The sequence below is a fragment of the Shinella sp. BE166 genome (assembly GCF_051201095.1).
GTDB lineage: Bacteria > Pseudomonadota > Alphaproteobacteria > Rhizobiales > Rhizobiaceae > Shinella > Shinella lacus.
Map to the genome: position 1 here is coordinate 118,666 of NZ_JBPEHL010000008.1, position 21,864 is coordinate 140,529.

21 protein-coding genes are annotated in these 21,864 nt (G+C 62.4%); 20 read left to right on the plus strand and 1 reads right to left on the minus strand.

Annotated features, from left to right (window positions below; all coding sequences use genetic code 11):
• Positions 1-94 precede the first annotated feature (94 nt).
• A complete protein-coding gene (locus tag J2Y63_RS20295) occupies positions 95-3,118 on the minus strand; it encodes a beta strand repeat-containing protein (RefSeq protein WP_435267557.1) in 3,024 nt (1,007 codons plus the stop codon).
• Between the two features lie 711 nt (positions 3,119-3,829).
• Here J2Y63_RS20295 and J2Y63_RS20300 point away from each other — a divergent pair.
• From J2Y63_RS20300 to J2Y63_RS20395, 20 genes are all read left to right on the plus strand, one after another.
• The gene (locus J2Y63_RS20300) at positions 3,830-4,813 is read left to right on the plus strand and encodes a flagellin (RefSeq protein ID WP_435267558.1); all 984 of its coding nucleotides are present in this window, start codon (positions 3,830-3,832) and stop codon (positions 4,811-4,813) included.
• A gap of 317 nt (positions 4,814-5,130) precedes the next feature.
• A complete protein-coding gene (locus J2Y63_RS20305; protein ID WP_435267559.1) occupies positions 5,131-5,784 on the plus strand; it encodes a hypothetical protein in 654 nt (217 codons plus the stop codon).
• Positions 5,781-7,004, plus strand: a complete 1,224-nt coding sequence (locus J2Y63_RS20310) for a MotB family protein (protein ID WP_435267560.1) — start codon at positions 5,781-5,783, stop codon at positions 7,002-7,004. The genes J2Y63_RS20305 and J2Y63_RS20310 overlap by 4 nt, the downstream gene beginning before the upstream one ends.
• A 10-nt stretch (positions 7,005-7,014) precedes the next feature.
• On the plus strand, positions 7,015-8,331 hold the full coding sequence (motC, locus tag J2Y63_RS20315; protein ID WP_435267676.1) for a chemotaxis protein MotC: 1,317 nt from the start codon (positions 7,015-7,017) through the stop codon (positions 8,329-8,331).
• The gene (locus J2Y63_RS20320) at positions 8,328-9,758 is read left to right on the plus strand and encodes a flagellar hook-length control protein FliK (RefSeq protein WP_435267561.1); all 1,431 of its coding nucleotides are present in this window, start codon (positions 8,328-8,330) and stop codon (positions 9,756-9,758) included. The genes motC and J2Y63_RS20320 overlap by 4 nt, the downstream gene beginning before the upstream one ends.
• A complete protein-coding gene (locus tag J2Y63_RS20325; protein WP_256120725.1) occupies positions 9,682-10,260 on the plus strand; it encodes a transglycosylase SLT domain-containing protein in 579 nt (192 codons plus the stop codon). Before J2Y63_RS20320 ends, J2Y63_RS20325 begins: the two co-directional genes overlap by 77 nt.
• Before the next feature lie 281 nt (positions 10,261-10,541).
• Positions 10,542-11,216 (plus strand): transcriptional activator Rem, encoded by a 675-nt coding sequence (gene rem, locus J2Y63_RS20330; RefSeq protein ID WP_435267562.1) that lies wholly within the window; start codon positions 10,542-10,544, stop codon positions 11,214-11,216.
• A gap of 100 nt (positions 11,217-11,316) precedes the next feature.
• Positions 11,317-12,543: a flagellar hook protein FlgE gene (locus J2Y63_RS20335; RefSeq protein ID WP_256120723.1), complete on the plus strand. Its 1,227-nt coding sequence runs from the start codon at positions 11,317-11,319 to the stop codon at positions 12,541-12,543.
• Between the two features lie 44 nt (positions 12,544-12,587).
• A complete protein-coding gene (flgK, locus tag J2Y63_RS20340) occupies positions 12,588-14,033 on the plus strand; it encodes a flagellar hook-associated protein FlgK (RefSeq protein WP_435267563.1) in 1,446 nt (481 codons plus the stop codon).
• Between the two features lie 3 nt (positions 14,034-14,036).
• Positions 14,037-15,095: a flagellar hook-associated family protein gene (locus J2Y63_RS20345; RefSeq protein ID WP_435267564.1), complete on the plus strand. Its 1,059-nt coding sequence runs from the start codon at positions 14,037-14,039 to the stop codon at positions 15,093-15,095.
• A 38-nt stretch (positions 15,096-15,133) separates the two neighbouring features.
• Positions 15,134-15,487, plus strand: a complete 354-nt coding sequence (gene flaF, locus J2Y63_RS20350; RefSeq protein WP_256120720.1) for a flagellar biosynthesis regulator FlaF — start codon at positions 15,134-15,136, stop codon at positions 15,485-15,487.
• Complete coding sequence (gene flbT, locus J2Y63_RS20355) at positions 15,484-15,930, plus strand: flagellar biosynthesis repressor FlbT (protein WP_256120719.1); 447 nt, start codon at positions 15,484-15,486, stop codon at positions 15,928-15,930. Before flaF ends, flbT begins: the two co-directional genes overlap by 4 nt.
• Positions 15,924-16,373: a flagellar hook assembly protein FlgD gene (flgD, locus tag J2Y63_RS20360; RefSeq protein WP_256120718.1), complete on the plus strand. Its 450-nt coding sequence runs from the start codon at positions 15,924-15,926 to the stop codon at positions 16,371-16,373. The genes flbT and flgD overlap by 7 nt, the downstream gene beginning before the upstream one ends.
• The gene (gene fliQ / locus J2Y63_RS20365; protein ID WP_256120717.1) at positions 16,370-16,636 is read left to right on the plus strand and encodes a flagellar biosynthesis protein FliQ; all 267 of its coding nucleotides are present in this window, start codon (positions 16,370-16,372) and stop codon (positions 16,634-16,636) included. Before flgD ends, fliQ begins: the two co-directional genes overlap by 4 nt.
• Before the next feature lie 208 nt (positions 16,637-16,844).
• Positions 16,845-18,932, plus strand: coding sequence for a flagellar biosynthesis protein FlhA (gene flhA, locus J2Y63_RS20370; RefSeq protein ID WP_435267565.1), 2,088 nt, complete (start codon positions 16,845-16,847; stop codon positions 18,930-18,932).
• A complete protein-coding gene (fliR, locus tag J2Y63_RS20375; RefSeq protein WP_256120715.1) occupies positions 18,929-19,681 on the plus strand; it encodes a flagellar biosynthetic protein FliR in 753 nt (250 codons plus the stop codon). The genes flhA and fliR overlap by 4 nt, the downstream gene beginning before the upstream one ends.
• 2 nt (positions 19,682-19,683) lie before the next feature.
• Positions 19,684-20,082, plus strand: a complete 399-nt coding sequence (locus J2Y63_RS20380) for a hypothetical protein (protein WP_435267566.1) — start codon at positions 19,684-19,686, stop codon at positions 20,080-20,082.
• A gap of 280 nt (positions 20,083-20,362) precedes the next feature.
• Entirely contained in the window at positions 20,363-20,935 is a 573-nt protein-coding gene (locus tag J2Y63_RS20385) for a rod-binding protein (protein WP_256120713.1), read from the plus strand.
• Between the two features lie 4 nt (positions 20,936-20,939).
• Positions 20,940-21,308, plus strand: a complete 369-nt coding sequence (locus J2Y63_RS20390; RefSeq protein WP_256120712.1) for a hypothetical protein — start codon at positions 20,940-20,942, stop codon at positions 21,306-21,308.
• Positions 21,305-21,835, plus strand: coding sequence for a hypothetical protein (locus J2Y63_RS20395; protein ID WP_435267567.1), 531 nt, complete (start codon positions 21,305-21,307; stop codon positions 21,833-21,835). Before J2Y63_RS20390 ends, J2Y63_RS20395 begins: the two co-directional genes overlap by 4 nt.
• Positions 21,836-21,864: the final 29 nt, after the last annotated feature.

Consider the following 21,864-nt stretch of genomic DNA (forward strand, 5'->3'; position numbering starts at 1 on the left):
GGTCGTTTCCGGCGCTCCGCAGCCCCGAAAGCGGACGCAAAAAAAGCGGCGCGGTGTGAACCGCGCCGCCTTATGTCAGGCCGTGATGTTCGGCTTAGACGTCGTTGTAAGCCGCGATGACCGCTTCGACCTGCGCGCTGTTCAGGGCGCCGATCTGCTGGCTGGTGAAGGCGCGGGCCTGGTCGGAGGTGAGGCCTGCGATGTCGTCGGTGGACAGACCCGAGAGAGCCTTGACGCCGATGGCTGCGATATCAGCCGTCGAGAAGGTGGCGATCTCGTCTGCGTCCATCGCTGCGATTGCCGAGGAGCTCAGGGCTGCGATCTGGCCGGGCGTCAGGGCTTCGACCTGTTCGCTCGTCAGGGTCGCAATCTGGCTGCTGGTGAAGGCAACGATCTGCTTGCTGTTGAGAGCCGCGACCTGGTCGGTGCTCAGCGCTGCGACCGTGTCGGTGGACAGGCCGGAGAGCTGCTTGGCGGTCAGGGCGTTGATCTGGCTCGTGCTCAGTGCTGCGACCTGGTCGGTCGAGAGACCGGAGATCTGGCTGCTGCTCAGGGCGGCGATCTGCTTGCTGTTCAGGGCAGTGATGTTGTCGGTGGTGATACCGGCAAGAGCACCCGAGGAGAGACCGGTCAGAGCCTTGACGCTGATGGCGGCCAGCTCATCCGTGGTGAAGGTAGCCAGTTCGTCCGAGCTGATCGTGGACAGTGCCGAGGAGCCGAGAGCTGCGATCTGCGAGCTGGTCAGCGCTTCGATCTGTTCGGAGGAGAAAGCCTCTACCTGACCGCTGGAGAAGGCAACGATCTGCTTGCTGCTGAGGGCGGCAACCTGATCGGTGCTGAGGGCCGCGACGGTGTCGGTAGCGAGGCCCGAGAGCTGCTTTGCCGTCAGAGCCGAGATCTGGGTGGTGCTCAGAGCTGCAACCTGATCGGAGGAGAGACCCGAGATCTGGCTGGTGGAGAGAACCGCGATCTGCTTGCTGTCCAGCGCCGTGATGTTGTCGGTGGTGATACCGGCAAGAGCGGCGGAGGAGAGACCAGACAGGGCCTTCACGTTGATGGCGGCCAGCTCATCCGTGGTGAAGGTTGCCAACTCGTCGGAGCTGATGGTGGACAGTGCCGAGGAGCCGAGGGCTGCGATCTGCGAGCTGTTCAGCGCTTCGATCTGTTCGGAGGAGAGAGCCTCTACCTGCCCGGAGTTGAAGGCGATGATCTGCTTGCTGGTGAGGGCGGCGACCTGGTCTGTGCTGAGAGCGGCGACCGAGTCAGTGGAGAGGCCGGCGAGCTGCTTCACCGTCAGGGCGACGATCTGGTCGGTGGAGAGTGCGGCAACCTGGTCCGACGAGAGGGCTGCGAGCTGGTCGCTGCTGAGAGCGGCGATCTGCTTGCTGTTCAGGGCCGTGATGTTGTCGGTGGTGATACCGGCAAGAGCGGCAGAGGAGAGACCGGACAGAGCCTTGACGCTGATGGCGGCCAGTTCATCGGTGGTGAAGGAAGCCAGTTCGTCCGAGCTGATGGTGGAGAGTGCCGACGAGCCGAGCGCTGCGATCTGCGAGCTGGTGAGAGCTTCCACCTGTTCGGAGGTGAGGGCTTCGACCTGGGCGCTCGTGAAGGCGACGATCTGCTTGCTGGTGAGGACGGCGACCTGGTCGGTGCTCAGAGCGGCGACCGTGTCGGTAGAGAGGCCAGCGAGCTGCTTTGCCGTCAGGGCGACAACCTGGTCGGTGCTGAGAGCGGCAACCTGGTCGGACGAGAGGCCCGAGATCTGGCTCGTGGAGAGAGCGGCGATCTGCTTGCTGTTCAGGGCAGTGATGTCGTCGGTCGAGATGCCGGCGAGGGCATCGGAGGAGAGACCCGACAGAGCCTTGACGCTGATGGCGGCCAGTTCATCCGTGGTGAAGGTAGCCAGTTCGTCCGAGCTGATGGTGGAGAGTGCCGACGAGCTGAGAACCGAGATCTGCGTGCTGGTGAGAGCTTCGACCTGTTCGGAGGTGAGGGCGGCCATCTGGGCGCTGGAGAAGGCGACGATCTGCTTGCTGCCGAGAACGGCGACCTGGTCGGTGCTGAGCGCTGCGACCGTGTCGGTGGAGAGGCCCGAGAGCTGCTTTGCCGTCAGGGCGACAACCTGGTCGGTGCTGAGTGCAGCAACCTGGTCGGACGAGAGGCCCGAGATCTGGCTCGTGGAGAGAGCGGCGATCTGCTTGCTGTTCAGGGCAGTGATGTTGTCGGTGGTGATGCCGGCGAGAGCGGCGGAGGAGAGACCCGACAGAGCCTTGACGCTGATGGCGGCCAGTTCGTCGGTGGTGAAGGTTGCCAGTTCGTCCGAGCTGATCGTGGCAAGTGCTGCCGAGCCGAGGGCTGCGATCTGCGAGCTGTTCAGGGCTTCGATCTGTTCCGACGTCAGGGCTTCGACCTGGGCGCTGGAGAAGGCGACGATCTGCTTGCTGCCGAGGACGGCCACCTGGTCGGTGCTGAGTGCTGCGACGGTATCGGTGGTGAGGCCGGAGAGCTGCTTTGCCGTCAGGGCGACAACCTGATCGGTGGTGAGCGCTGCAACCTGGTCGGAGGAGAGGGCTGCGAGCTGGTCGCTGCTGAGAGCGGCGATCTGCTTGCTGTTCAGCGCGGTGATCTTGTCGGTGTCGAGGCCGGCCAGCGCGTCGGTCGTCAGGCCTGCGAGAGCCTTGACGCTGATGGCGGCAATTTCGTCGGTGGTGAAGGTTGCGAGCTCGTCAGAGTTGATGGTGGTGAAGGCGTCATAGCCGAGAGCGGCGATCTGCGCGCTGCTCAGCACGTCGATTTGGTCGGTCGTGAAGCTGTCGACCTGGGCGCTGCTGAGTGCGCTGATCTGCTTGGAGTTGAGGCCGCTGATATGGCCGGATTCGAGTGCTGCGAGCTGCGATGCGCTGAGGCCTGCGAGTGCGCTGACGGCGATCGCGCCGATCTGGTCCGAATTGAAGGCCAGAAGGCTGTCGCTCGAAAATGCGTTGACCTGCGAGGAGCTGAGTGCCGCGATCTGCGTGCTGTTCAACGCCTGTACGTCTTCGGAGTTGAGGAGCTGGATTGCCGCGGAGGAAAGGTTTCGGATCTGGGTGACGGTAAGATTTGTAACGATTGAAGTCATGAACGCGCGCCCTTGATGGTTGGCTGTCCACAAACGTCATTGCCCTGCGAACGGCCTGGAAAGGATCGGCACGATCCCTTAAGGCACGCTCAGCACGTCCTGCGCTTGCTGCAGCGTTGGACGTCCGCGGACCCGCCATTGACTTCGCAATTCGGGTGTCCTGTCGGACGATAACTTTGTTTTCATGGAACATGACTCGAACGAGCCAGCGTATCGGAAGGGCATCATGCTTCCGGAGCCTAATGGCGGCTCCGATCCCCACGCCAGTTGTTGCAAGTACCGATAATGGGTAGAACTCTCGCAACTAGGGAAAGTTCTAAGCAGGAAGTTCTAACAATGCGTTAACAGGTTGCAACAGTTCCACGCAATACAAGCGCGGAGCGCCTGAAAACGGTGCAAATTTTGCCGGATCGGTACAGGGCCGTACCATACTGGGGCGAAGGCTGTCTTCTTCCTCTGCGTCTTATGGTTGAGTGGCGTCGTGTCCTGGCTAGAAATAGCCATCGCCCACTTACGCTTTTTTCACCTTCCTTTATGAAGTCTTAACGGCGTTAACCATTTGTTAACCATTCGCCGTTAACTCTTCATTAAGAACGATGAACTGGCGCCCAGGGCAAAACAGCGGCGCCGGATGCATGAAGCCCCTTCGTCGTTACCGGTCCCCGCCCACTCCGGCATGTCCCCGACAATCCTTCATCAGGGCAAATGCCAATGACCAGCATATTGACCAACTCCGCCGCCATGGCGGCGCTGCAAACCCTCCGTTCCATCGATACGGGTCTCGAGACGACCCAGGCACGCGTTTCGTCGGGCCTGCGCGTCGAGACCGCCGCCGACAACGCCGCCTACTGGTCGATCGCCACTACGATGCGCTCCGACAACCGCGCGCTTTCGACCGTCGCCGACGCACTCGGCCTCGGCGCCGCCAAGGTCGACACCGCCTATACCTCGCTTGAAAACGTCATCGAGGTGATGAGCGAGATCAAGGCGAAGCTGGTGGCCGCGCGCGAGCCGGGCGTCGACAAGAACAAGATCAACGACGAAATCACAGAACTGAAGAACCAGCTCGTCTCCGCCGCCCAGTCGGCGTCCTTCTCGGGCGAGAACTGGCTCTATAATACCGGCGACGATCCGCTCGGCATCAAATCCGTCGTGGCCTCCTTCGTGCGCACCGCCGGCGGCAACGTGAAGGTCACCACACTCGACTTCGACACGGAGACCTCCGTGCTGGTCGATATCGAGGACCCCGAGCGCGGCTTCCTCACCAAGTCGATCGACGCAAGCGAACTGACCGACGACGGGGCAGGCCCATCGCGCTTCTACTACCTGATCGACATGGGTGGCGCGTCCCCCACGGATACGCCGATCTCGATCAAGGACGATCCGAACGATCCGGACACGACCACCTACGAACAGCTCGATGATATGATCAGCGTCGTCGACAGCATCATCAAGGACCTGACGAACTCCGCCTCCACGCTCGGCGCCATTACCAAGCGCATCGGCATGCAGGAGAGCTTCGTCGCCAGCCTCAACGATGTGATCGACAAGGGCATCGGCCGTCTCGTCGATGCCGACATGAACGAGGAATCGACCCGCCTCAAGGCGTTGCAGACCCAGCAGCAACTCGGCATCCAGTCGCTGTCCATCGCCAATTCGAGTGCCGAAAACATCCTCCAGCTCTTCCGTCAGTAAGAGCTGGCAGGTTTTCTCATCCGCCCGGCCGCTGGTCATCGGCCGAGGCGGGCGGTTGGGCCGCGCTATTTGCCCTGGCGCGGCCCAACACCCTTTCATCTTCATCCTCGCACAAGTTTGAACCCCTAGGCTCAATGGCACGATCAGGAAGATTGTGCGCCTTTCGCGACCCGAAAGGTGCTTGTTGTCCGAGGAGACAGGTCAGCGGTGGTGTCAGGTTCCAGTGTTTTCGAGAGCGAGCGTCGAAACGGCCCACGGGGTTCCCGTCGGGTCCTCTTTTCGTTCGTCCGGCACGCGGCAGGGCGGGAGGGCGCGGCATGAGTGTGCAACTCGCCCGTTACCTCAAGGATTTTGGAGCACCGCCGCGCGCCAGGACGCCCGCCTTTTCGTCGCCTTCCATGGGTGAGGCCGAGGGTGGCGCTGCCGCTCCGGCATTCGTTATGCCGCCGCCGGAACCGCCGGTCGACCTTGCCGCCGAACGCGCCGAAGCTTTTGCGGAAGGCCGGGCGGAAGCCGAGGCGGAGCTTGTCGCCAAACACGAGGCGGATATCGCCGCCTTGAAGGCGGAGCACGAGGCCGAACTCGACGCGCTGAAGATGCGCTACGAGCTGGACTATGCCAGGGCGCTGGCCGAGCGGTTTTCCACGCTGACCGGCGAAGTTGCCGATCGCGTTGCCGCCCAGACGGCCGAGGTTCTGGCGCCGGTCATGAGCGAGATCCTGACGACGGGTGCCGTCGCCGACCTCGCCCGCATGATCGCCGAGGGCCTCAAGGCCGACGAGGGCATGGCGATCACGGTGAAGGGGCCGTTCAACCTCTTCGAACAATTGCAATCGCATTTCGACGAGCCCGCGCCGGTCTTCCGGCATGTCGAGATGCAGGATGTCGATCTGACGGTGGAGTTCGGCGAAACCGTCCTCGTAACGCGGATGGCGGCTTGGGCTGATACCGTACGCAAGGTGCTTGCATGAGCGAAGGCGAAAATCACCACCACGGCAAGAACGAGATCATCATCGTCAAACGTCATGGCGATCATGAAGGCGACCACCATTCGGCCGCCTGGAAGATCGCCTATGCCGACTTCATGACCGCGATGATGGCGTTCTTCCTCGTCATGTGGCTCGTCAATGCCGCAAACGAGAAGACGCAGGCCTCGGTCGCGTCCTATTTCAACCCGATCAAGCTGACCGACGACAAGCCGGCCGACAAATCGGTGAAGAAGCCGGCCAACAGCGCCGAAGGCGAGGCCACCCAGGACAAGTCCAAGGAGCAGGGCCAGCAGCAGGCAAGCGGCAACGGCGCCGAAAGCGGCAAGGACGAGAAGACGACGGCCGGCGAGGAATCGCAATATTCCGAGGCCAATTTCTTCGAGAACCCCTATTCCGTGCTCTCCGAGATCGCGCAGGAAGTCGGCCAGCAGGCCAATGTCAGCGCCAAGGGCGAGGGCGGTGCGGCGACCTCCGGTCCCGCCACCGGCGCCAATGGCGGCGAAGCCTATCGCGACCCGTTCGATCCGGATTTCTGGACGCAGCAGGTCGAGGTCTCGCAGGCGACCGATGCCGGCAGCGAAGGCAAGACCGCCCAGCAGATGGCTGCGGCCAGCGACGACACGGTGAAGGAAGCGCTCGAAAAGGAAGAGGCCGAAAAGGCTGCCGCTGCGAAGGCCGAAGCTGAAAAGGCCATCGCCGAGGAGGCGAAGGCCAAGGAAGACGAGGCCAAGTCCGCCGAGGAAAAGAAGGCCGACGAGTTGAAGAAGCAGATCACCGAACAGATCGGCACGCTCGGCAAGTTGGCGGAAGGCCTGACCGTGACGCCGGCCGAGGGCGGCCTGCTCGTCAGCCTCACCGACCAGCTCGATACGCCCATGTTCAACATCGGCTCGGCGCTGCCCAAGCGCGAGATGGTGCTGGCCATGGAGAAGATCGGCAAGATCCTCGAAGCCCGGCCCGGCGCGATCGCCATCCGTGGCCATACGGATGCCCGCCCCTTCGCCGGCGGCAAGAACGACAACTGGCGCCTGTCCATGGAGCGCGCCGAGAGCGCCTATTACATGCTGGTGCGCGGCGGGCTGGAGGAGAAGCGCGTGAGCCAGGTGACCGGCTTTGCCGATCGTCGCCTGAAGGTGCCGGACGACCCGATGGCCGACGCCAACCGTCGCATCGAAATCCTCATCCAGGCCGAGGGCACCTGACGCCATGGGCTTGTTGCGGCGCCTCCTCCTGACGGGTACGGTCCTCTGCACTGCGGTTTGCGGTGCCGCCTCCGCGCGCGCCGAAAATCTTGACGACCTCGCGCCCTACAAGATGATCCGGTCGCTGCAATATGTGCAGGACACGGTGGCGCTCGGCGATCATTCGGCGATGGAGATGCAGCGCTTCCTGCTGAGCACCATTGACGAGCGGCTGCGCACGGCGGATTCGTCGATCTTCGATGATCCGCGCAATGTCGATGCGGCCCTCGTCTACGCGATGAGCGGTGGCAACCCCGAGACGCTGGAATTCCTGATCACCAAGGATGTGGACGGGCACTTCGATTCCCGCCTCACGGATGCGCTGCGCAGCTATCTCAGCGGCCGCGGCACGCAGAGCGTCAAGTCGCTGGCGGAAATCTTCCCGGAATATAAGCGCTCGCGCGTCGGCGCCTATCTGGCGCTCGTCTCGGCCAATTCCGTCATGCGCAAGGACCCGGCGCTGGCGCTGACCTATTTCGACTGGGGTCGCCTCGTCGCGCCCGGCACGATCGTCGAGGAGGCGGCCCTGCGCCGCTCGATCTATATCGCCAGCGAAGCGGGCTGGATCGACAAGAGCATGGCCTATGCCAACCGCTATGCGCGCCGCTACCTGCGCTCGCCCTATGCCAGCCAGTTCGCCGATCTTTTCGTGAAGCTGGCGGTGGACCATTTCGAGGCGATCAAGGAAGACGATATCCTTGAAATCCTCTCCTTCATGGACGTGCCCCGCCAGCGCGAGGTCTACCTGCGCATGGCACGGCTCGCCGCGATCTCCGGCAAGAACAAGCTGGCTTCGCTCGCTGCCGAACGCGCGCAGGCGTTGTCTGGAGACGGCGAAAGCGTGCCGAAAGTGCTGGCGGATCTCTATTCGGGCCTTGCCTCGGTGCCGTCAGGCGACGTGGCGCAGGCGATGGAATCGATCATCGCCATTCCCGACGACAAGCTTTCGGCCAAGGACCGCGCCCTGAAGGCGGCTGCCCGCGCGGTGGCCGAGGAAGTGCTGCGCGTGCCGGAGACGGTGCCGGTGGAGGCGAAGGCCACCGTGCCTGCTGACGATGTGGAGGATGCCTCCTACGAGGGGCTGAGCGAAGCGGAAATGGCCGACCGGGCGATGGACCCGCGCGCCGGCGGCGAAGAAACGCCGGTCGCATCGGCCATTGAGCCGAAAGAGGAAACGAAAGAGCAGGGCGAAACGGCGGGCATCGATCCGGCTTTCGATACATTCGTATCGGGCGGCCGGTCCAAGCTCGACGAAATCGACGCGCTCTTGAAAGGAGAAGGCAGTTGAGCACCATCGGTAGCGGGGTTTTGGGCGTCGTGCAGGGGCATGCGCCAACCAAGGGCAAGGCCGCTCACGGCCTTTCCGCCGGCGCTTCGGAAGAGGGCGGTTTCGCTAGTGCCGTTGCGAGCATCTCCGGACGAGAGGGCGAGGCGGGCCGCAAGGGCGCGCGCCTGTCGCTCTCGATCGGCGCGGGTGAACCGGAAGGCGACAAGACCGACGAGACGCGCGTCAAGCTCGGCCGTCGCGACGGCACGGCGCTCAACGAAGCCCTGCGCAACAAGGCCGGGGCGGACGTGCCTGAAGAGGACGCGGTGCCCTTCGAGGAAAAGGCGGCAGCCCTGCTCGAAGCCGCTGGCCGCCACGGTCGCAAGACACAGGGCGAGGGCCGCAACACCGACAAGGTCGCTACACGCAAAACCGACGAGCCGGCCGCGGACGCAGCCGAGGCGACGACCGACACGGCAGAGGCGGCATCGGCGAACACGGATGTCGGCAATCTCCTGGAAATGCTGGCCGCCCCGAACGCCGTGTCCCATGCCGTGACCAACGGCGCAGCGGTGAAGGCCGGAATTGCGGGCGCCGTACAGGACGTCAAGACGCAGACCGGCGGCAAGGGCCAGGCCAAGGCTGACGCCCGCGCCGATGCCACGGCCGTGAAGGCCGATGCGACGGCGGCGGTCGATGGTGCGGACGCCGGCGAGGTGCCGCAATCCGATACCGACCAGCTCTTCCGCCTGATCCGTGCCGACGGCAAGGGGCGCGATCTCGACATGAAACTTTCCGACGCCGGCGAGCGCGCCACCTTCCGCGACGCCAACCCGACCGGCGTGAAGGGCGAGACGGTGACCGTGGTCGATGCGCGCCGCTACATCGGCCTCGCGCAGACCGGCAATGCGGGCGCCGTGACGTCCGCGATCACGCAGGATCCGCAATGGGCGGCCTCGCTCAGCGCCACCGGCGGGCTCAGCCATTCCGAAGCGGCTGCGACCGGCAAGGTCGTCAACACGCTGAAGATCCAGATGCACCCGATCGAGCTCGGCCTCGTCACCGCCACCCTGCGCCTGCACGGCGACGCGCTCGTCGTCTCGCTGCAGGTGGAGACGGGCGAGGCCTATCGCCAGCTTACCGACGACCAGGACGCCATCGTACGCGCGCTGCGCGGCCAGGGCTTTGCCGTCGACCAAGTCACCGTGCAGCTTTCGCCGGCCGACAAGAGCGCGAACGCCCAGCAGGGCGACAGCCAGAACCAGCAGCAACAGCAGCAGTTTTCCAACCCGCAGGCGCGTGAAGGCGGCAATGGCCGCCAGGGCGGCGGAGAGCAGCAGGCACGCAATTTTGCACGCGAGGGAATGTCCCATGAAGGCAACACGTCGGAAAACGCTCCTGGCCTCGCTGGCGGTCAGCCTCAGCGCACTGGCGGCGTCTATCTCTGACGCCAACGCCTCCGTCGGGGCCTGCGAGCGTGAAATCCTCGCCGCGGCTGCGAAATACGACATACCGGCCGGCATCCTCTATTCCGTCGGTCTCACCGAGACCGGTCGGAAGGGATCGTTGCAGCCCTATGCCATGAACATCGAGGGCAAGGCCTTTTTCGGCCGCGACCGGCAGGATGCCTTGCAGGCTTTCGAAAAGGCACGCGCCAGCGGCGCGAAGCTGATCGACCTCGGCTGCATGCAGATCAACCACCACTTCCACCGCGACCAGTTTGCCTCGACGGCGGAAATGTTTGACCCGCGCAAGAACGTCGAGTATGCGGCGGCGTTTCTTTCGCGGCTTCACGCCAGGCATGAGACCTGGACGATGGCCGTCGCGCGCTATCATGCGGGGCCGAACAACGACCCCGCGCAGAAGCGTTATGTCTGCCGGGTGATCGCAAATCTGGTCGCGACGGGCTATGGAAGCTGGACGGCGAACGCGAAACAGTTCTGTCAATAATTCGACTAAAAGTTGAAATTTCACAGTCCGAACGACCTGTGCCGTAATGTGGCAGGAATGCGCCCTGAATTGGGATGACAAGGCGCGTCGTTAACCTTTGTTAACTTTTCCACTACATAGTTGTGGCGAAAGTCGAGGCGACCTACTATATGTAGATCAAATCGGCACGCAAATCTTAATCAACTGTTAATTCCACTCAGTCACTTTCTCTAATTGCCGGTGATTCGCCCGATTCGTACCACTGCCTCAACGTGGCACCACACTGATTCGGAGGCGGACGAATGATCGTAGTGGTTGATGAGCGAGAGCTCGTGAAAGATGGTTATACTTCTCTATTTGGACGCGAGGGCGTGCCCTCGACGGGGTTCGATCCCCGTGAATTCGGCGAGTGGGTCAACACCGCTGCCGATTCGGATATCGATGCGGTCGAGGCCTTCCTGATTGGCCAGGGCCAGCTCGGCATGGAACTGCCGCGCGCGATCCGGGACCGCTCCCAGGCCCCGGTGATCGCGGTCAGCGACACACCCTCCCTGGAAAACACGCTTGCGCTGTTCGACAGCGGCGTGGATGACGTCGTGCGCAAGCCGGTGCATCCCCGGGAAATCCTGGCCCGTGCGGCGGCCATCCGGCGGCGCCTGAAGGCGCTGACCAACTTCACCGAAATCGGCCCGATCCGTGTGTTTTCCGACGGTCGCGACCCGGAAATCAGCGACGAAGTCTTCCCGCTGCCGCGTCGCGAGCGCCGCATCCTGGAATATTTGGTCGCCAACCGCGGCCGCCGGCTTTCCAAGACCCAGATCTTCAACGCGATCTACGGCATCTTCGACGAGGACGTCGAAGAGAATGTCGTCGAAAGCCACATCAGCAAACTGCGCAAGAAGCTGCGCAAGAAGCTCGGTTTCGACCCGATCGATTCCAAGCGCTTCCTTGGCTACTGCATCGACTGGCAGGGCTGAAAAGAGATTGCCGGCTGGCGGGGAAGGCGGACCCTGGCAGCCAGCTTCACGCAAGGCCCGTTTCATAGGGTCGTAGTGACGAGACGAACGGGGAAATGACATGAGCCTCTACGGTACGATGAGAACGGGTGTTTCCGGCATGAATGCACAGGCGAACCGCCTGAGCACGGTGGCCGACAACATCGCAAATGCGAATACGACGGGCTACAAGAAGGCCTCGACCCAGTTCTCCTCCCTTATCCTGCCCACCACCGGAGGCGCCTACAATTCCGGCGGCGTCAACACGGATGTGCGCTACTCCATCTCTTCGCAGGGCACCTTCACCTACACCACCTCTGCGACGGACCTCGCCATCAACGGCAAGGGCTTCTTCATCGTCCAGGGTTCCGACGGCGTCGAATATATGACCCGCGCCGGCGCCTTCACGCCGATGAGCGACGGCTCGCTGCAGAACTCGTCCGGCTTCAAGCTGATGGGTTACCCCTATTCCTCGACCGAAGATCCGACGATCGTCATCAACGGTTTTGCGGGCCTCGAAGAGATCAACCTTGCAGCCGGCGAGCTGAACGTGAAGGCCTCCGAAAGCGGCTACCTGCACGTCAACCTGCCGTCGAATGCGGAAGACCCCTTCTCCAAGACGACCTCGCTGGTCGCCTATGACAGCCTCGGCAACACCCGCAAGCTCGACTTCAAATATTCGACGACGGGCACCCCGAACGAGTGGTCGCTGGAAGTCAACTATACGGACCCGGTCTCCGGTACGGTCACGCCGCTTCTCGCAGCAACGACCCTGACCTTCGACACGGACGGCAAGCTCGTCTCGCCGACGGACATCACGCTGGCCGGCCCGACGACCATCGGCGGCGGCGTGCTCAACCCGCTGGAAATCTCCATCGGCGGCACCAGCGGCGGCAGCACGCAGCTTGCGGCCGACTTTGCAGCCAAGGGTGACATCGACGGCATCGGCCCGAGCGGTGTTGCCGGCTATGAAATCAGCGACGACGGCATCGTCTACCTCAAATACGAGAACGGCGACCTCGCTCCGAAATACCGTATCGCCATGGCGAACGTGCAGAGCCCGGACAACCTCAAGCCTCTGCCGGGCAACGTCTACGCACAGAGCAGCGATTCCGGTGTGGTTGTCATGGGTTATGCCGGTAACGGCGGCTACGGCACCATCATCTCCGGCGCGCTGGAAGACTCCAACGTCGACATCGCCGAAGAACTGACCAGCATGATCGAGTCGCAGCGCAATTACACTGCCAACTCGAAGGTCTTCCAGACCGGTTCCGAACTGATGGAAGTCCTCGTCAATCTCAAGAGATAAGCCGGCATGACGCCGCGCGTGCATTCGAGAGTTAGGTAGAACCGATGTCGCTTTCAGCAGCAATGAAGACTGCTCAGTCCAGCTTCTCCAACGTAGGCCTTCAATCGGCCGTCGCGTCGAAGAACATTGCCAATGCAAGCAACCCGGCCTACGCCCGCCGCGCGGCGATCCTCGCTACGGCGACCTCCGGTGCAACGGTGGTCGAAACGCAGCGTGCGCAGAACGAAGCACTGCTGAAGCAGAACCTGCTGTCGATCTCCAAGTCCGCCGGCCAGGACACGCTCCTGTCCGGTCTCACGCAGATGAAGATGATGATGGGCGGCGAGGACTATGAACTCGCGCCCTCCACCTATCTCGCGAAGCTGCGCGACAATCTCCAGACCTTCGCCGACAAGCCGAACGAAGTCTCGCTCGCCGAGACGGTCGTGTCGGATGCGATCGACGTTGCAAATTCCCTGAACGGCACCTCGCACGCCCTGCAGAAGCTTCGCTCCGAAGCGGATGCGGACATCGACGGGGCTGTGAAGGAACTCAACCGCCTGCTCGGCGAATTCAAGACCCAGAACGACAAGGTCAAGCAGGGCACGGCTTCTGGCACCGACGTCAACGACGCGCTCGACCAGCGCGACAAGCTGCTCACCGAAATTTCCGCGATCGTCGGCGTCACCGCCGTCAACCGCACGAACAACGACCTGGCGCTCTACACGAGCGATGGCACGGTGCTGTTCGAGACGGTGGCGCGCACGGTGACCTTCGAGCCGCAGACCACCTACACGGCGGCCGTCGATGGCTTTCCGGTCTATGTGGACGGCGTGCCGATCCAGCCGGGTGCCGGCGGCAACACCAGCGCACAAGGCTCGATCGCAGCTCTCTTGCAGATCCGTGACAACGTCGCGCCGACCTTCCAGAACCAGCTCGATGAAATGTCCGTCGCCCTCATCTCGATGTTCTCCGAGAGCGTCGAGACGCCGCCGGGCTCCGGCACCTTCGTGGCGACCGACGGTCTCTTCACCTGGAGCGGCATCCCGACGGTCAATTCGCCCGGTCTCGGCGCGGTCATCAAGGTCAATCCGGACGTGATCACTGCGCAGGGCGGCAATGCCATGCTGCTGCGCGACGGCATCAACGCGACCTTCAACCTGAATGACGATGCCAGCTTCTCGGAGCTGTTGAACGGCTACGCGACGGGTTTCGAGACGACCAGGACCTTCGACCCGGATGCGGCGATCGACACGACCGGCACGATCCTCGCCTTCTCGACCGGCTCGGTTGGCTGGCTGGAACAGATCCGCAGCGCGGCGACGACCGCAGGCGACGACAAGACAGCGCTGCTCGGCCGCACCCAGGAAGCGCTTCTCAATGTGACGGCCGTCAGCCTCGACGAGGAACTGGCCCTGCTTCTCGACCTCGAGCAATCCTACAAGGCGTCGGCGAAACTCGTGGCGGCGGTCGATGAGATGATTGCCGCGCTTCTTCAGGCGGCGGGGTAAGTTATGAAGACTTCTTTCGTTTCGAACATGTCCCTTCAGAACGCGATGCGGCTCACGGTCGCCAGCGCGCAGAAGGAGATGTTGCAGCTTCAGGAGGAGACGGTCACCGGCCGTCATGCCGATGTCGGCGCCGTGCTTGGCGCCAAGACCGCGCGCACGCTGAACCTGCACCGCGACCTCCAGCGCATGGAATCGCTGAAGAGCACCAACGCGCTGACGACGCAGCGCCTTGCCGCCTCCCAGGAAGCGCTCGGCCAGATGTCGACGGCGGCAAACGATGCGCTGGAAGTGTTCATCGCGCTTTCCGGCATCACGTCGGCCGACCAACTGGCGCTCGCGAAGGAAAACATCGGCAACGCGATGTCGACCTTCACCGCCGCCGCCAACAGCTCGTTCAGCGGTGAATTCCTCTTTGCCGGCATCAACACCGACGTGACGCCGCTCAAGGACTATTTGCAGGAAACGCCGGTTTCCGATGCGAAGGCCGCGTTCGACGCCGCATTCGCCACGCATTTCGGCTTCCCGCAGACCGATGAAGTCGCTGTCGCCGGCATCACGCCGACCGACATGCAGGACTTCATCGACAGCCTTGAAACCAGTTTCATGGGGCCGGGCTGGGAGACGGACTGGTCGAACGCGTCCGACGAGAACATGCAGAGCCGCATCAGCACGGCCGAGACGGTGCAGAGCTCGACCAACACCAATGTCGAGGGCATGCGCTACATGGCGCTCGGCCTCGTGCTCGGTCAGGAGCTGCTGGCGCTCGGCGTTTCCGAACAGACCCGCAAGACGGTCAGCGACGCGGCGATCGACTATACGGGCCGCGCGATCTCCGGCATCGATGGCGAGCGTTCGAAGCTCGGCATTTCCGAGGCGCGCGTGACCCAGGCCAATACCTCGCTCAATGCCCAGATCACCATCCTGAGCACCAGCATCAAAGATATGGAAGGCATCGATACCTACGAGGCGGCGACGCGCGTCACCACGCTCGAATCGCAGCTTTCACTCGCTTACACGCTGACGTCGAGGATCCAGAACCTGAGCCTGCTGAATTACCTCTGATGAACCAGAGGGTACGGACACACATGAAGGATGTCTGAATGTACCAGTTTTCATATGCCGAGATCATGGAGGAAGGCGTTGCCGTCTCGAAAGATCGAGAGCGGCAGGTCCTCGACCGGTCGATTGCGCTTCTGACAGCGGCAATGGCCTCCGATGGCGGCACCTACGGCAGGGAAGCGGTGGAGGCGATCTACTTCACCCGCCGCGTCTGGATACGCTTTATCGAAGATCTCGGAAACCCGGAAAACCAGCTCGAAGACGAGCTTCGGGCCAACCTCATCTCGATCGCCATCTGGATACTCAAGGAAGTCGAAAAGATTCGCAAACGCGAATCCAACAATTTCCAGGGCATCATCGACATCACCACCATCATCAAGGATGGCATCAAATGAAAAGTACACTGCGTATATCGCTGAAGTCCGGTGAGCGCATCTTCGTCAACGGCGCAGTTTTGAGGGTCGACCGCAAGGTCGCGATCGAATTCCTCAACGATGTCACCTTCCTCCTGGAAAACCACGTTCTTCAGCCCGAGCAGGCCACTACGCCGCTTCGCCAGCTCTACTTCATCGCCCAGATGGCGCTGATCAATCCGGAAGGGGCCGAACAGTCGATCGCCATGTTCCGCAAATCGGTCATCATGCTGCTTTCCTGCTTCAAGAACGAGGAAGTGCTCGCCGAGCTCAAGCGCGTCGACGCCCTCGTCACCCAGGACCGCGTCTTCGAGGCGCTGAAAGCCATCCGCGCGCTCTACCCGATCGAGGATCGCATCCTCAACAATCAGGAGATCCCGCCGGCCACCATCGAACAGATCCGCAGGGAGATCGCACCATGGTAACCCCCGTCGGCGCCGCATCGGCGGCAGACAAGCCTTATGTTCCGACCGTTACCGGCGCTGAATCCGGCACGGACGAGAAGTCGGCGACCATCAACTACGAAAGCTTCCTGAAGCTGCTCGTGGCGCAGATGAAGAACCAGGATCCGACCGAGCCGATGGACGCGACCCAGCAGATGGCGCAGCTTGCGACCTTCTCGCAGGTCGAGCAGACTATCAAGACCAACAAGAACCTGGAAAGCCTGCTGCAACGCACCTCGCTGCAGGAAGCGAACTCGGTCATCGGCCGCACCGTCACCAGCGAGGACGGCAAGATTTCTGGCGTCGTCAAGGAAGTCACGCTATACAACGACGGCATCGTTGCGACGCTTGATTCGGGCAAGACCCTTGTCATCGGTCCCGGCGTGAAGGTCAGCGAAACCACGGCGAGTGAACCCGAAACGTGAATGAGGCAGACGCCCTCGACATAGCGCAGGCAGCCATCTGGACGGTCGTCGTGGCCTCCGGACCGGCCGTGCTTGCCGCCATGATCGTCGGCGTCGCCATCGCTTTTATCCAGGCATTGACCCAGGTGCAGGAAATGACCCTCACCTTCGTGCCGAAAATCCTCGCGATCTTCGTAACGATCGCCATTTCGGCCCCCTTCATCGGCGCCCAGATCTCCATTTTTACCAATATAGTCTTTTCCCGAATAGAAAGCGGCTTCTAGCCGGTTTCTGTCGCAAGAGTATCCCACCTGCGGGACGTCATCCTCGGGCTTGACCCGAGGATCCACAGCCGTTGCGTGGATGGTCGGGTCAGGCCCGACCATGACACAGGAGAGGTTTGCGCAAGCTTCGGCCTGTAGGTCATGGGGTGAAAATGGGCGACGCGTGTGACGCGCCGCCGCCTCTCATGACGAGACGGGAACTCTTTCGATGGCGCAAGTACCGGCAATCAGCATTCCGAAGATGAGCCCAAACGGCCGCGACATCGCGTTCGCCGTTGGCATCCTGACGATCTTGTCGATCCTCTTCCTGCCGATTCCGGCCTTCATGATCGACATGGGGCTGGCTTTCTCCATCGCCTTCTCGGTCCTGATCCTGATGGTGGCGCTGTGGATCCAGCGCCCGCTCGATTTCTCGTCCTTCCCGACCGTTCTGCTGATCGCGACGATGATCCGGCTGGCGCTCAACATCGCCACGACCCGCGTCATCCTTTCGCACGGCAACGAGGGCCATGATGCGGCGGGTGGCGTTATTGCTGGCTTTGCCAGCCTCGTCATGTCCGGCGACTTCGTCATCGGTCTTATCGTCTTCATGATCCTCATCGTGGTGAACTTCATCGTCATCACCAAGGGCGCAACGCGTATCGCCGAAGTCGGCGCGCGTTTCACCCTCGACGCCATCCCCGGCAAGCAGATGTCGATCGACGCCGACCTTTCGGCGGGCCTGATCGACGAGAAACAGGCGCAGCTGCGTCGCCGCGAACTGGAAGAGGAAAGCTCCTTCTTCGGCTCGATGGACGGTGCGTCGAAATTCGTGCGCGGCGACGCGATCGCCGGCCTGCTCATCACCGCCATCAACGTCTTCGGCGGTATCATCATCGGGTATTTCCGCCACGGTATGGAACTGTCGGAAGCGGCCGACGTCTTCGTAAAGCTTTCGGTCGGCGACGGCCTGGTCTCGCAAATCCCGGCCCTCATCGTCTCGCTCGCCGCGGGTCTCATCGTGTCGCGGGGCGGCACGGCAGGCTCGACGGACCAGGCGGTCGTCAACCAGCTCTCCGGCTATCCACGTGCGCTCTTCGTCGCGTCCGGCCTGATGATGATGCTCGCCGTTATTCCGGGCCTGCCCTTTTTCCCGTTCATGATGCTCGGTGGTCTCATGGCCTTCGGGGCGTGGATGATCCCGCGCCGCATTGAAGCGGAGAACAAGGCGCGCCGGGACGACGAGGCCAAACAGGTCCAACAGACGCGCGACCAGGAGAAGGATTCGGTCAAGTCGGTGCTGAAGACCGCCGAAATCGAGCTTCTGCTCGGCAAGCAGGTCTCGACACGCCTGCTCGGCGCGCACCAGGAACTCGCCTTCCGCGTCGGCAAGATGCGTAAGAAATTCGCCGGGCAATACGGCTTCGTCGTGCCGGAAATCAAGGTTTCCGACGACATCTCGATCCCCGACAAATCCTACCAAATCCGCATCCACGGCACGACGATCGCGTCCAACATCGTGCGCGTCGGCGAAGTGCTGGTCGTCACCGGCGGCGGGCGCAAGCCGAGCGTGCCGGGCGACGATATCCGCGAACCCGCCTTCGGCATGCCGGCGGTCTCGATCCTCGAAACCTTCGCCGACGACCTGCGCCGCGAAGGCTTCCACCCGATCGATAACGTCTCGGTGGTTCTCACGCACCTCTCCGAAGTCATCCGCAACAACCTGCCTCAGCTCCTGTCCTACAAGGACGTCAAGGTGCTGATCGAGCGCCTCGATCCGGAATACCGCAAGCTCGCCGACGAAATCTGCTCGTCGCACATGTCCTATTCCGGCCTCCAGGCCGTCCTGAAGCTGTTGCTTGCCGAGCGCGTCTCGATCCGCAACCTGCACCTCATCCTCGAAGCGGTCGCCGAACTCGCGCCGCATGTCCGCAAGACCGAGCAAATCGTCGAGCATGTCCGCATCCGCATGTCTCAGCAGATCTGCGGCGATCTCGCCGAAAACGGCGTGCTACCGGTGCTGCGCCTCGGCAACAAGTGGGACATGGTCTTCCACCAGGCCTTGAAGCGCGACACAAAGGGCGAAATCGTCGAGTTCGACATCGATCCGCGCCAGCTCGAAGAGTTTTCCGAGCAGGCAACGCGGGTTATCCGCGAGTTTTTGGACCGCGGCACGCCTTTCGTACTGGTCACGTCGCCCGAATCGCGCACTTATGTGCGCATGATCATCGAGCGCCTGTTCGCCACATTGCCGGTTCTCTCGCATGTCGAGCTCGCCAAGGGCATCGAGATCAAGATTCTCGGCTCCATTTCATGATAACGGACCCGCAGGGCACGGTGCTGGCGCTGTTCGCCGCCTTTTGCCGTGTCGGCGGGTGTTTCATGTTGCTGCCGGGCTTCTCCTCCGCGCGCCTCTCCATGCAGATTCGCCTGTTCCTGGCGGTGGCGATCTCCATGGCGGTCCTGCCCATCATGTGGGACGTCATCTACCCGCGCACCTCGGGTTCGCTCGACGGCTATCTCAAGCTAATCGTCTTCGAAACGCTGACCGGCGCCGTCATCGGCCTGATCGCGCGCTATTACGTGCTCGGCCTGCAATTCGCGGGCACGGTGCTCACCATGATGATGGGCTTCAACGCGCCGCCGACGCCGGACGTGCTCGAAGACACCGCCGAAAACCAGCTGACGAACCTGCTCTCGTTTGCCGGCCTGCTCGTGCTTTTCATGCTGGATTTCCACCATGTCGTCATGCGGGCGCTGATCGAATCCTACAATGTCATGCCGCTCGGCGAAGGCTTCAATCCGCAGAGCGCGCTGATCTCGCTCACCGATACGCTGAGCCAGACCTTCATGATCATGCTGCGGCTCGCAAGCCCCTTCATCCTTTACGGCCTGGTGTTCAACGTCTCCATCGGCCTCGTCAACAAGCTGGCGCCGCAGATCCCGATCTACTTCGTCTCGCTGCCCTTCATCATTCTGGGCGGCCTGGTGCTGATGTATTTCGGCATTTCCTCGCTGCTTGAGATTTTCGCAGCCGGCTTCATTCCAGTCTTCCAGGGGCGATGACGATGGCGCAGAACCGGTCGGACAAGCTGAAACGTCTGGTCTCCGTGCAGCGCCACCTGGAAAAGATGGCCGAGATCGACCTCGCCAACACCACCCAGCAGCGCCAGGAAGTGGCCGAGACGATGGACGCCGTCATCGGCGCGATCAACTCGCTCGATCCGGTGCACCGCAGCTTTTCGCGCCACTATTCCGGCCAGTACAGCAAGCTCCAGCAGCAGGACCAGATGCTGGCCAACGTCCAGCAGATGCACGAGATGCGCGTCGTGCGCGAGCGCACCAAGGGCGACCGCATGGAAGAGCACCGCAAGGAAGCGCGCAGCGCCGAGGACCGCGAGGCCGCCGACAATTCCATCTACGACCTCATCGACCAGCACATCGCCTACAAGAAGAGCGACGACTAGGCGTCCTTGCCCAAGCCCCTGTAATGAAACGCGATTTAACGCCGTCTCATGGAAGCTTGCGTCAGAGTGGATTTGGCAGTCGATGCCGTCACGACTTCGTCATCCGCCACCAGCCTCCCGTAAGGTTGAGCAGCGATAGTCGCATCAGGACGATGACGAGGTTTGTCGAAGCAGCCGCAAGCGCGGCGCGGACGATCCCGATGTCCCAAACAGTCAAAGGCCGGCGGACCGCCATGAGGACGGGTCCGGCTTGCAGGAAACACCTGAAAGGCTTTAGGACGTGGCAATTTCTCCCCCCAGCGATCTGGTGCTCGATGTCGTGCGCGCTGCCGACCCGGCCCAGGTTCAGGAAGCGCAAGCCAAGCTGAAATCGAACCGCGCCGCCTTCGAGGCGACGAGCCTTGCGGAAGCAGGCGCCGGTTTCCAGGCCACCGTCGGCAGCATCCTCAACAGGGATTCGGCCGGTGCGCACGCGTCGAGCCAGGGTGTTTCCGCCGTCGGCGGCAAGTCCGTGCCGGAGCACCTGCGCAAGTTCGAAGCCATGGTGTTGCAGAATTTCGTGAAATCCATGCTGCCGGCAGACAGTGAAGAAATGTACGGCAAGGGCACCGCCGGCGAGATGTGGCGCGGCATGATGGCCGACCAGCTCGGCACTGCGATCGCCAAGGGCGGCGGTATCGGCATTGCCGAAAGCCTCGCCAAGAGCAGCGGTATCGGCGCCGCGTCGCCGGAAAAAGACAAGAATACCGACCGTGTCGCATCCGGCATGGTGCAGGCCCTGCAGCGAGAGGCCTTTGCCGACCTGACGCCGGGCATCAAGGAACATGACAAGAAAAGCGTAAGCGGAGCATAACAAAATGGAACAGGCGACCAACGAACTCCGGATCCGCACCGTCCTCGGCCGGCTTGAGACCATCATCGACAACGAAAACGACAATATCGGCAGCGATCCCGAATTCGACCTGCCGACCTCGAACGCCCACAAGAGCCGCTGCCTCTATGAGCTGGCGATGCTGACGCGCGATGTGCGTCCGGACGAGGTGCCGCGGACGTTTTCCACCCAGCTCGGCCGCGTTCGTGAAAAGCTCGCGACCAACGCCCAGCGCGTCTCCGCCCATCTCGATGCGGTGCGTGAGGTCGTCAGCATCCTGAAGAATGCCGTGCAGGACCTCGAAGCCGACGGCACCTATTCGCAGGAACAGTTCCGCGTGAGTTACGGCACATGATCAAGCTTATCGGCACCGGCGTCTGGATTCTCGCGATCACGCTCGCCTCGGTTTATTTTTCGCTGAAGATGGCCTCGGCCCCCAAGGTTGATACGGCCGCCGCGGAGCGCGAGGCGGCCATGGAGTTCGTCAGCGGCTATACGACGACCGTGCCGGTGATCGGGGAGGGCGGTGTCAGCGGCTATCTCCTGACCAAGCTCGCCTACAAGGCGAACAAGGAGCTTGCCGCCAAACAGACCGTACCGCTCCCGCAGATGATCACCGACGAACTCTACACGCTGCTCGTCGGCAAGAAGATGATCGATGTGGCGACCGTCGGAAGCTTCGATGTCGATGCCTTTCGCGGCATCGTCAAGGAGGGGCTGAACCGCCGGTTTGGTGCGGAAGTCATCGCGGAGGTCTATGTCGAGCAGATCGACTATATTACCACCGCCTCCGTGCAGGACCCGGCGCCGAAGAAAGGCCAGACGCTCGTCAAGGGCGAAGTTCCGGCCGGCAAGCCCGCGGAAAAAAGCGGCGGGCATTGAGACCCACCGCCTGACCACATTTTTATCGA

What these genes read in the sequence shown, in the direction of transcription:
- J2Y63_RS20295 (WP_435267557.1), bottom strand. Translation starts at nt 3,118, where the DNA reads ATGACTTCAATCGTTACAAATCTTACCGTCACCCAGATCCGAAACCTT.
- J2Y63_RS20300 (WP_435267558.1), top strand. Translation starts at nt 3,830, where the DNA reads ATGACCAGCATATTGACCAACTCCGCCGCCATGGCGGCGCTGCAAACC.
- J2Y63_RS20305 (WP_435267559.1), top strand. Translation starts at nt 5,131, where the DNA reads ATGAGTGTGCAACTCGCCCGTTACCTCAAGGATTTTGGAGCACCGCCG.
- J2Y63_RS20310 (WP_435267560.1), top strand. Translation starts at nt 5,781, where the DNA reads ATGAGCGAAGGCGAAAATCACCACCACGGCAAGAACGAGATCATCATC.
- J2Y63_RS20325 (WP_256120725.1), top strand. Translation starts at nt 9,682, where the DNA reads ATGAAGGCAACACGTCGGAAAACGCTCCTGGCCTCGCTGGCGGTCAGC.
- rem (WP_435267562.1), top strand. Translation starts at nt 10,542, where the DNA reads ATGATCGTAGTGGTTGATGAGCGAGAGCTCGTGAAAGATGGTTATACT.
- J2Y63_RS20335 (WP_256120723.1), top strand. Translation starts at nt 11,317, where the DNA reads ATGAGCCTCTACGGTACGATGAGAACGGGTGTTTCCGGCATGAATGCA.
- flgK (WP_435267563.1), top strand. Translation starts at nt 12,588, where the DNA reads ATGTCGCTTTCAGCAGCAATGAAGACTGCTCAGTCCAGCTTCTCCAAC.
- J2Y63_RS20345 (WP_435267564.1), top strand. Translation starts at nt 14,037, where the DNA reads ATGAAGACTTCTTTCGTTTCGAACATGTCCCTTCAGAACGCGATGCGG.
- flaF (WP_256120720.1), top strand. Translation starts at nt 15,134, where the DNA reads ATGTACCAGTTTTCATATGCCGAGATCATGGAGGAAGGCGTTGCCGTC.
- flbT (WP_256120719.1), top strand. Translation starts at nt 15,484, where the DNA reads ATGAAAAGTACACTGCGTATATCGCTGAAGTCCGGTGAGCGCATCTTC.
- flgD (WP_256120718.1), top strand. Translation starts at nt 15,924, where the DNA reads ATGGTAACCCCCGTCGGCGCCGCATCGGCGGCAGACAAGCCTTATGTT.
- flhA (WP_435267565.1), top strand. Translation starts at nt 16,845, where the DNA reads ATGGCGCAAGTACCGGCAATCAGCATTCCGAAGATGAGCCCAAACGGC.
- fliR (WP_256120715.1), top strand. Translation starts at nt 18,929, where the DNA reads ATGATAACGGACCCGCAGGGCACGGTGCTGGCGCTGTTCGCCGCCTTT.
- J2Y63_RS20380 (WP_435267566.1), top strand. Translation starts at nt 19,684, where the DNA reads ATGGCGCAGAACCGGTCGGACAAGCTGAAACGTCTGGTCTCCGTGCAG.
- J2Y63_RS20390 (WP_256120712.1), top strand. Translation starts at nt 20,940, where the DNA reads ATGGAACAGGCGACCAACGAACTCCGGATCCGCACCGTCCTCGGCCGG.
- J2Y63_RS20395 (WP_435267567.1), top strand. Translation starts at nt 21,305, where the DNA reads ATGATCAAGCTTATCGGCACCGGCGTCTGGATTCTCGCGATCACGCTC.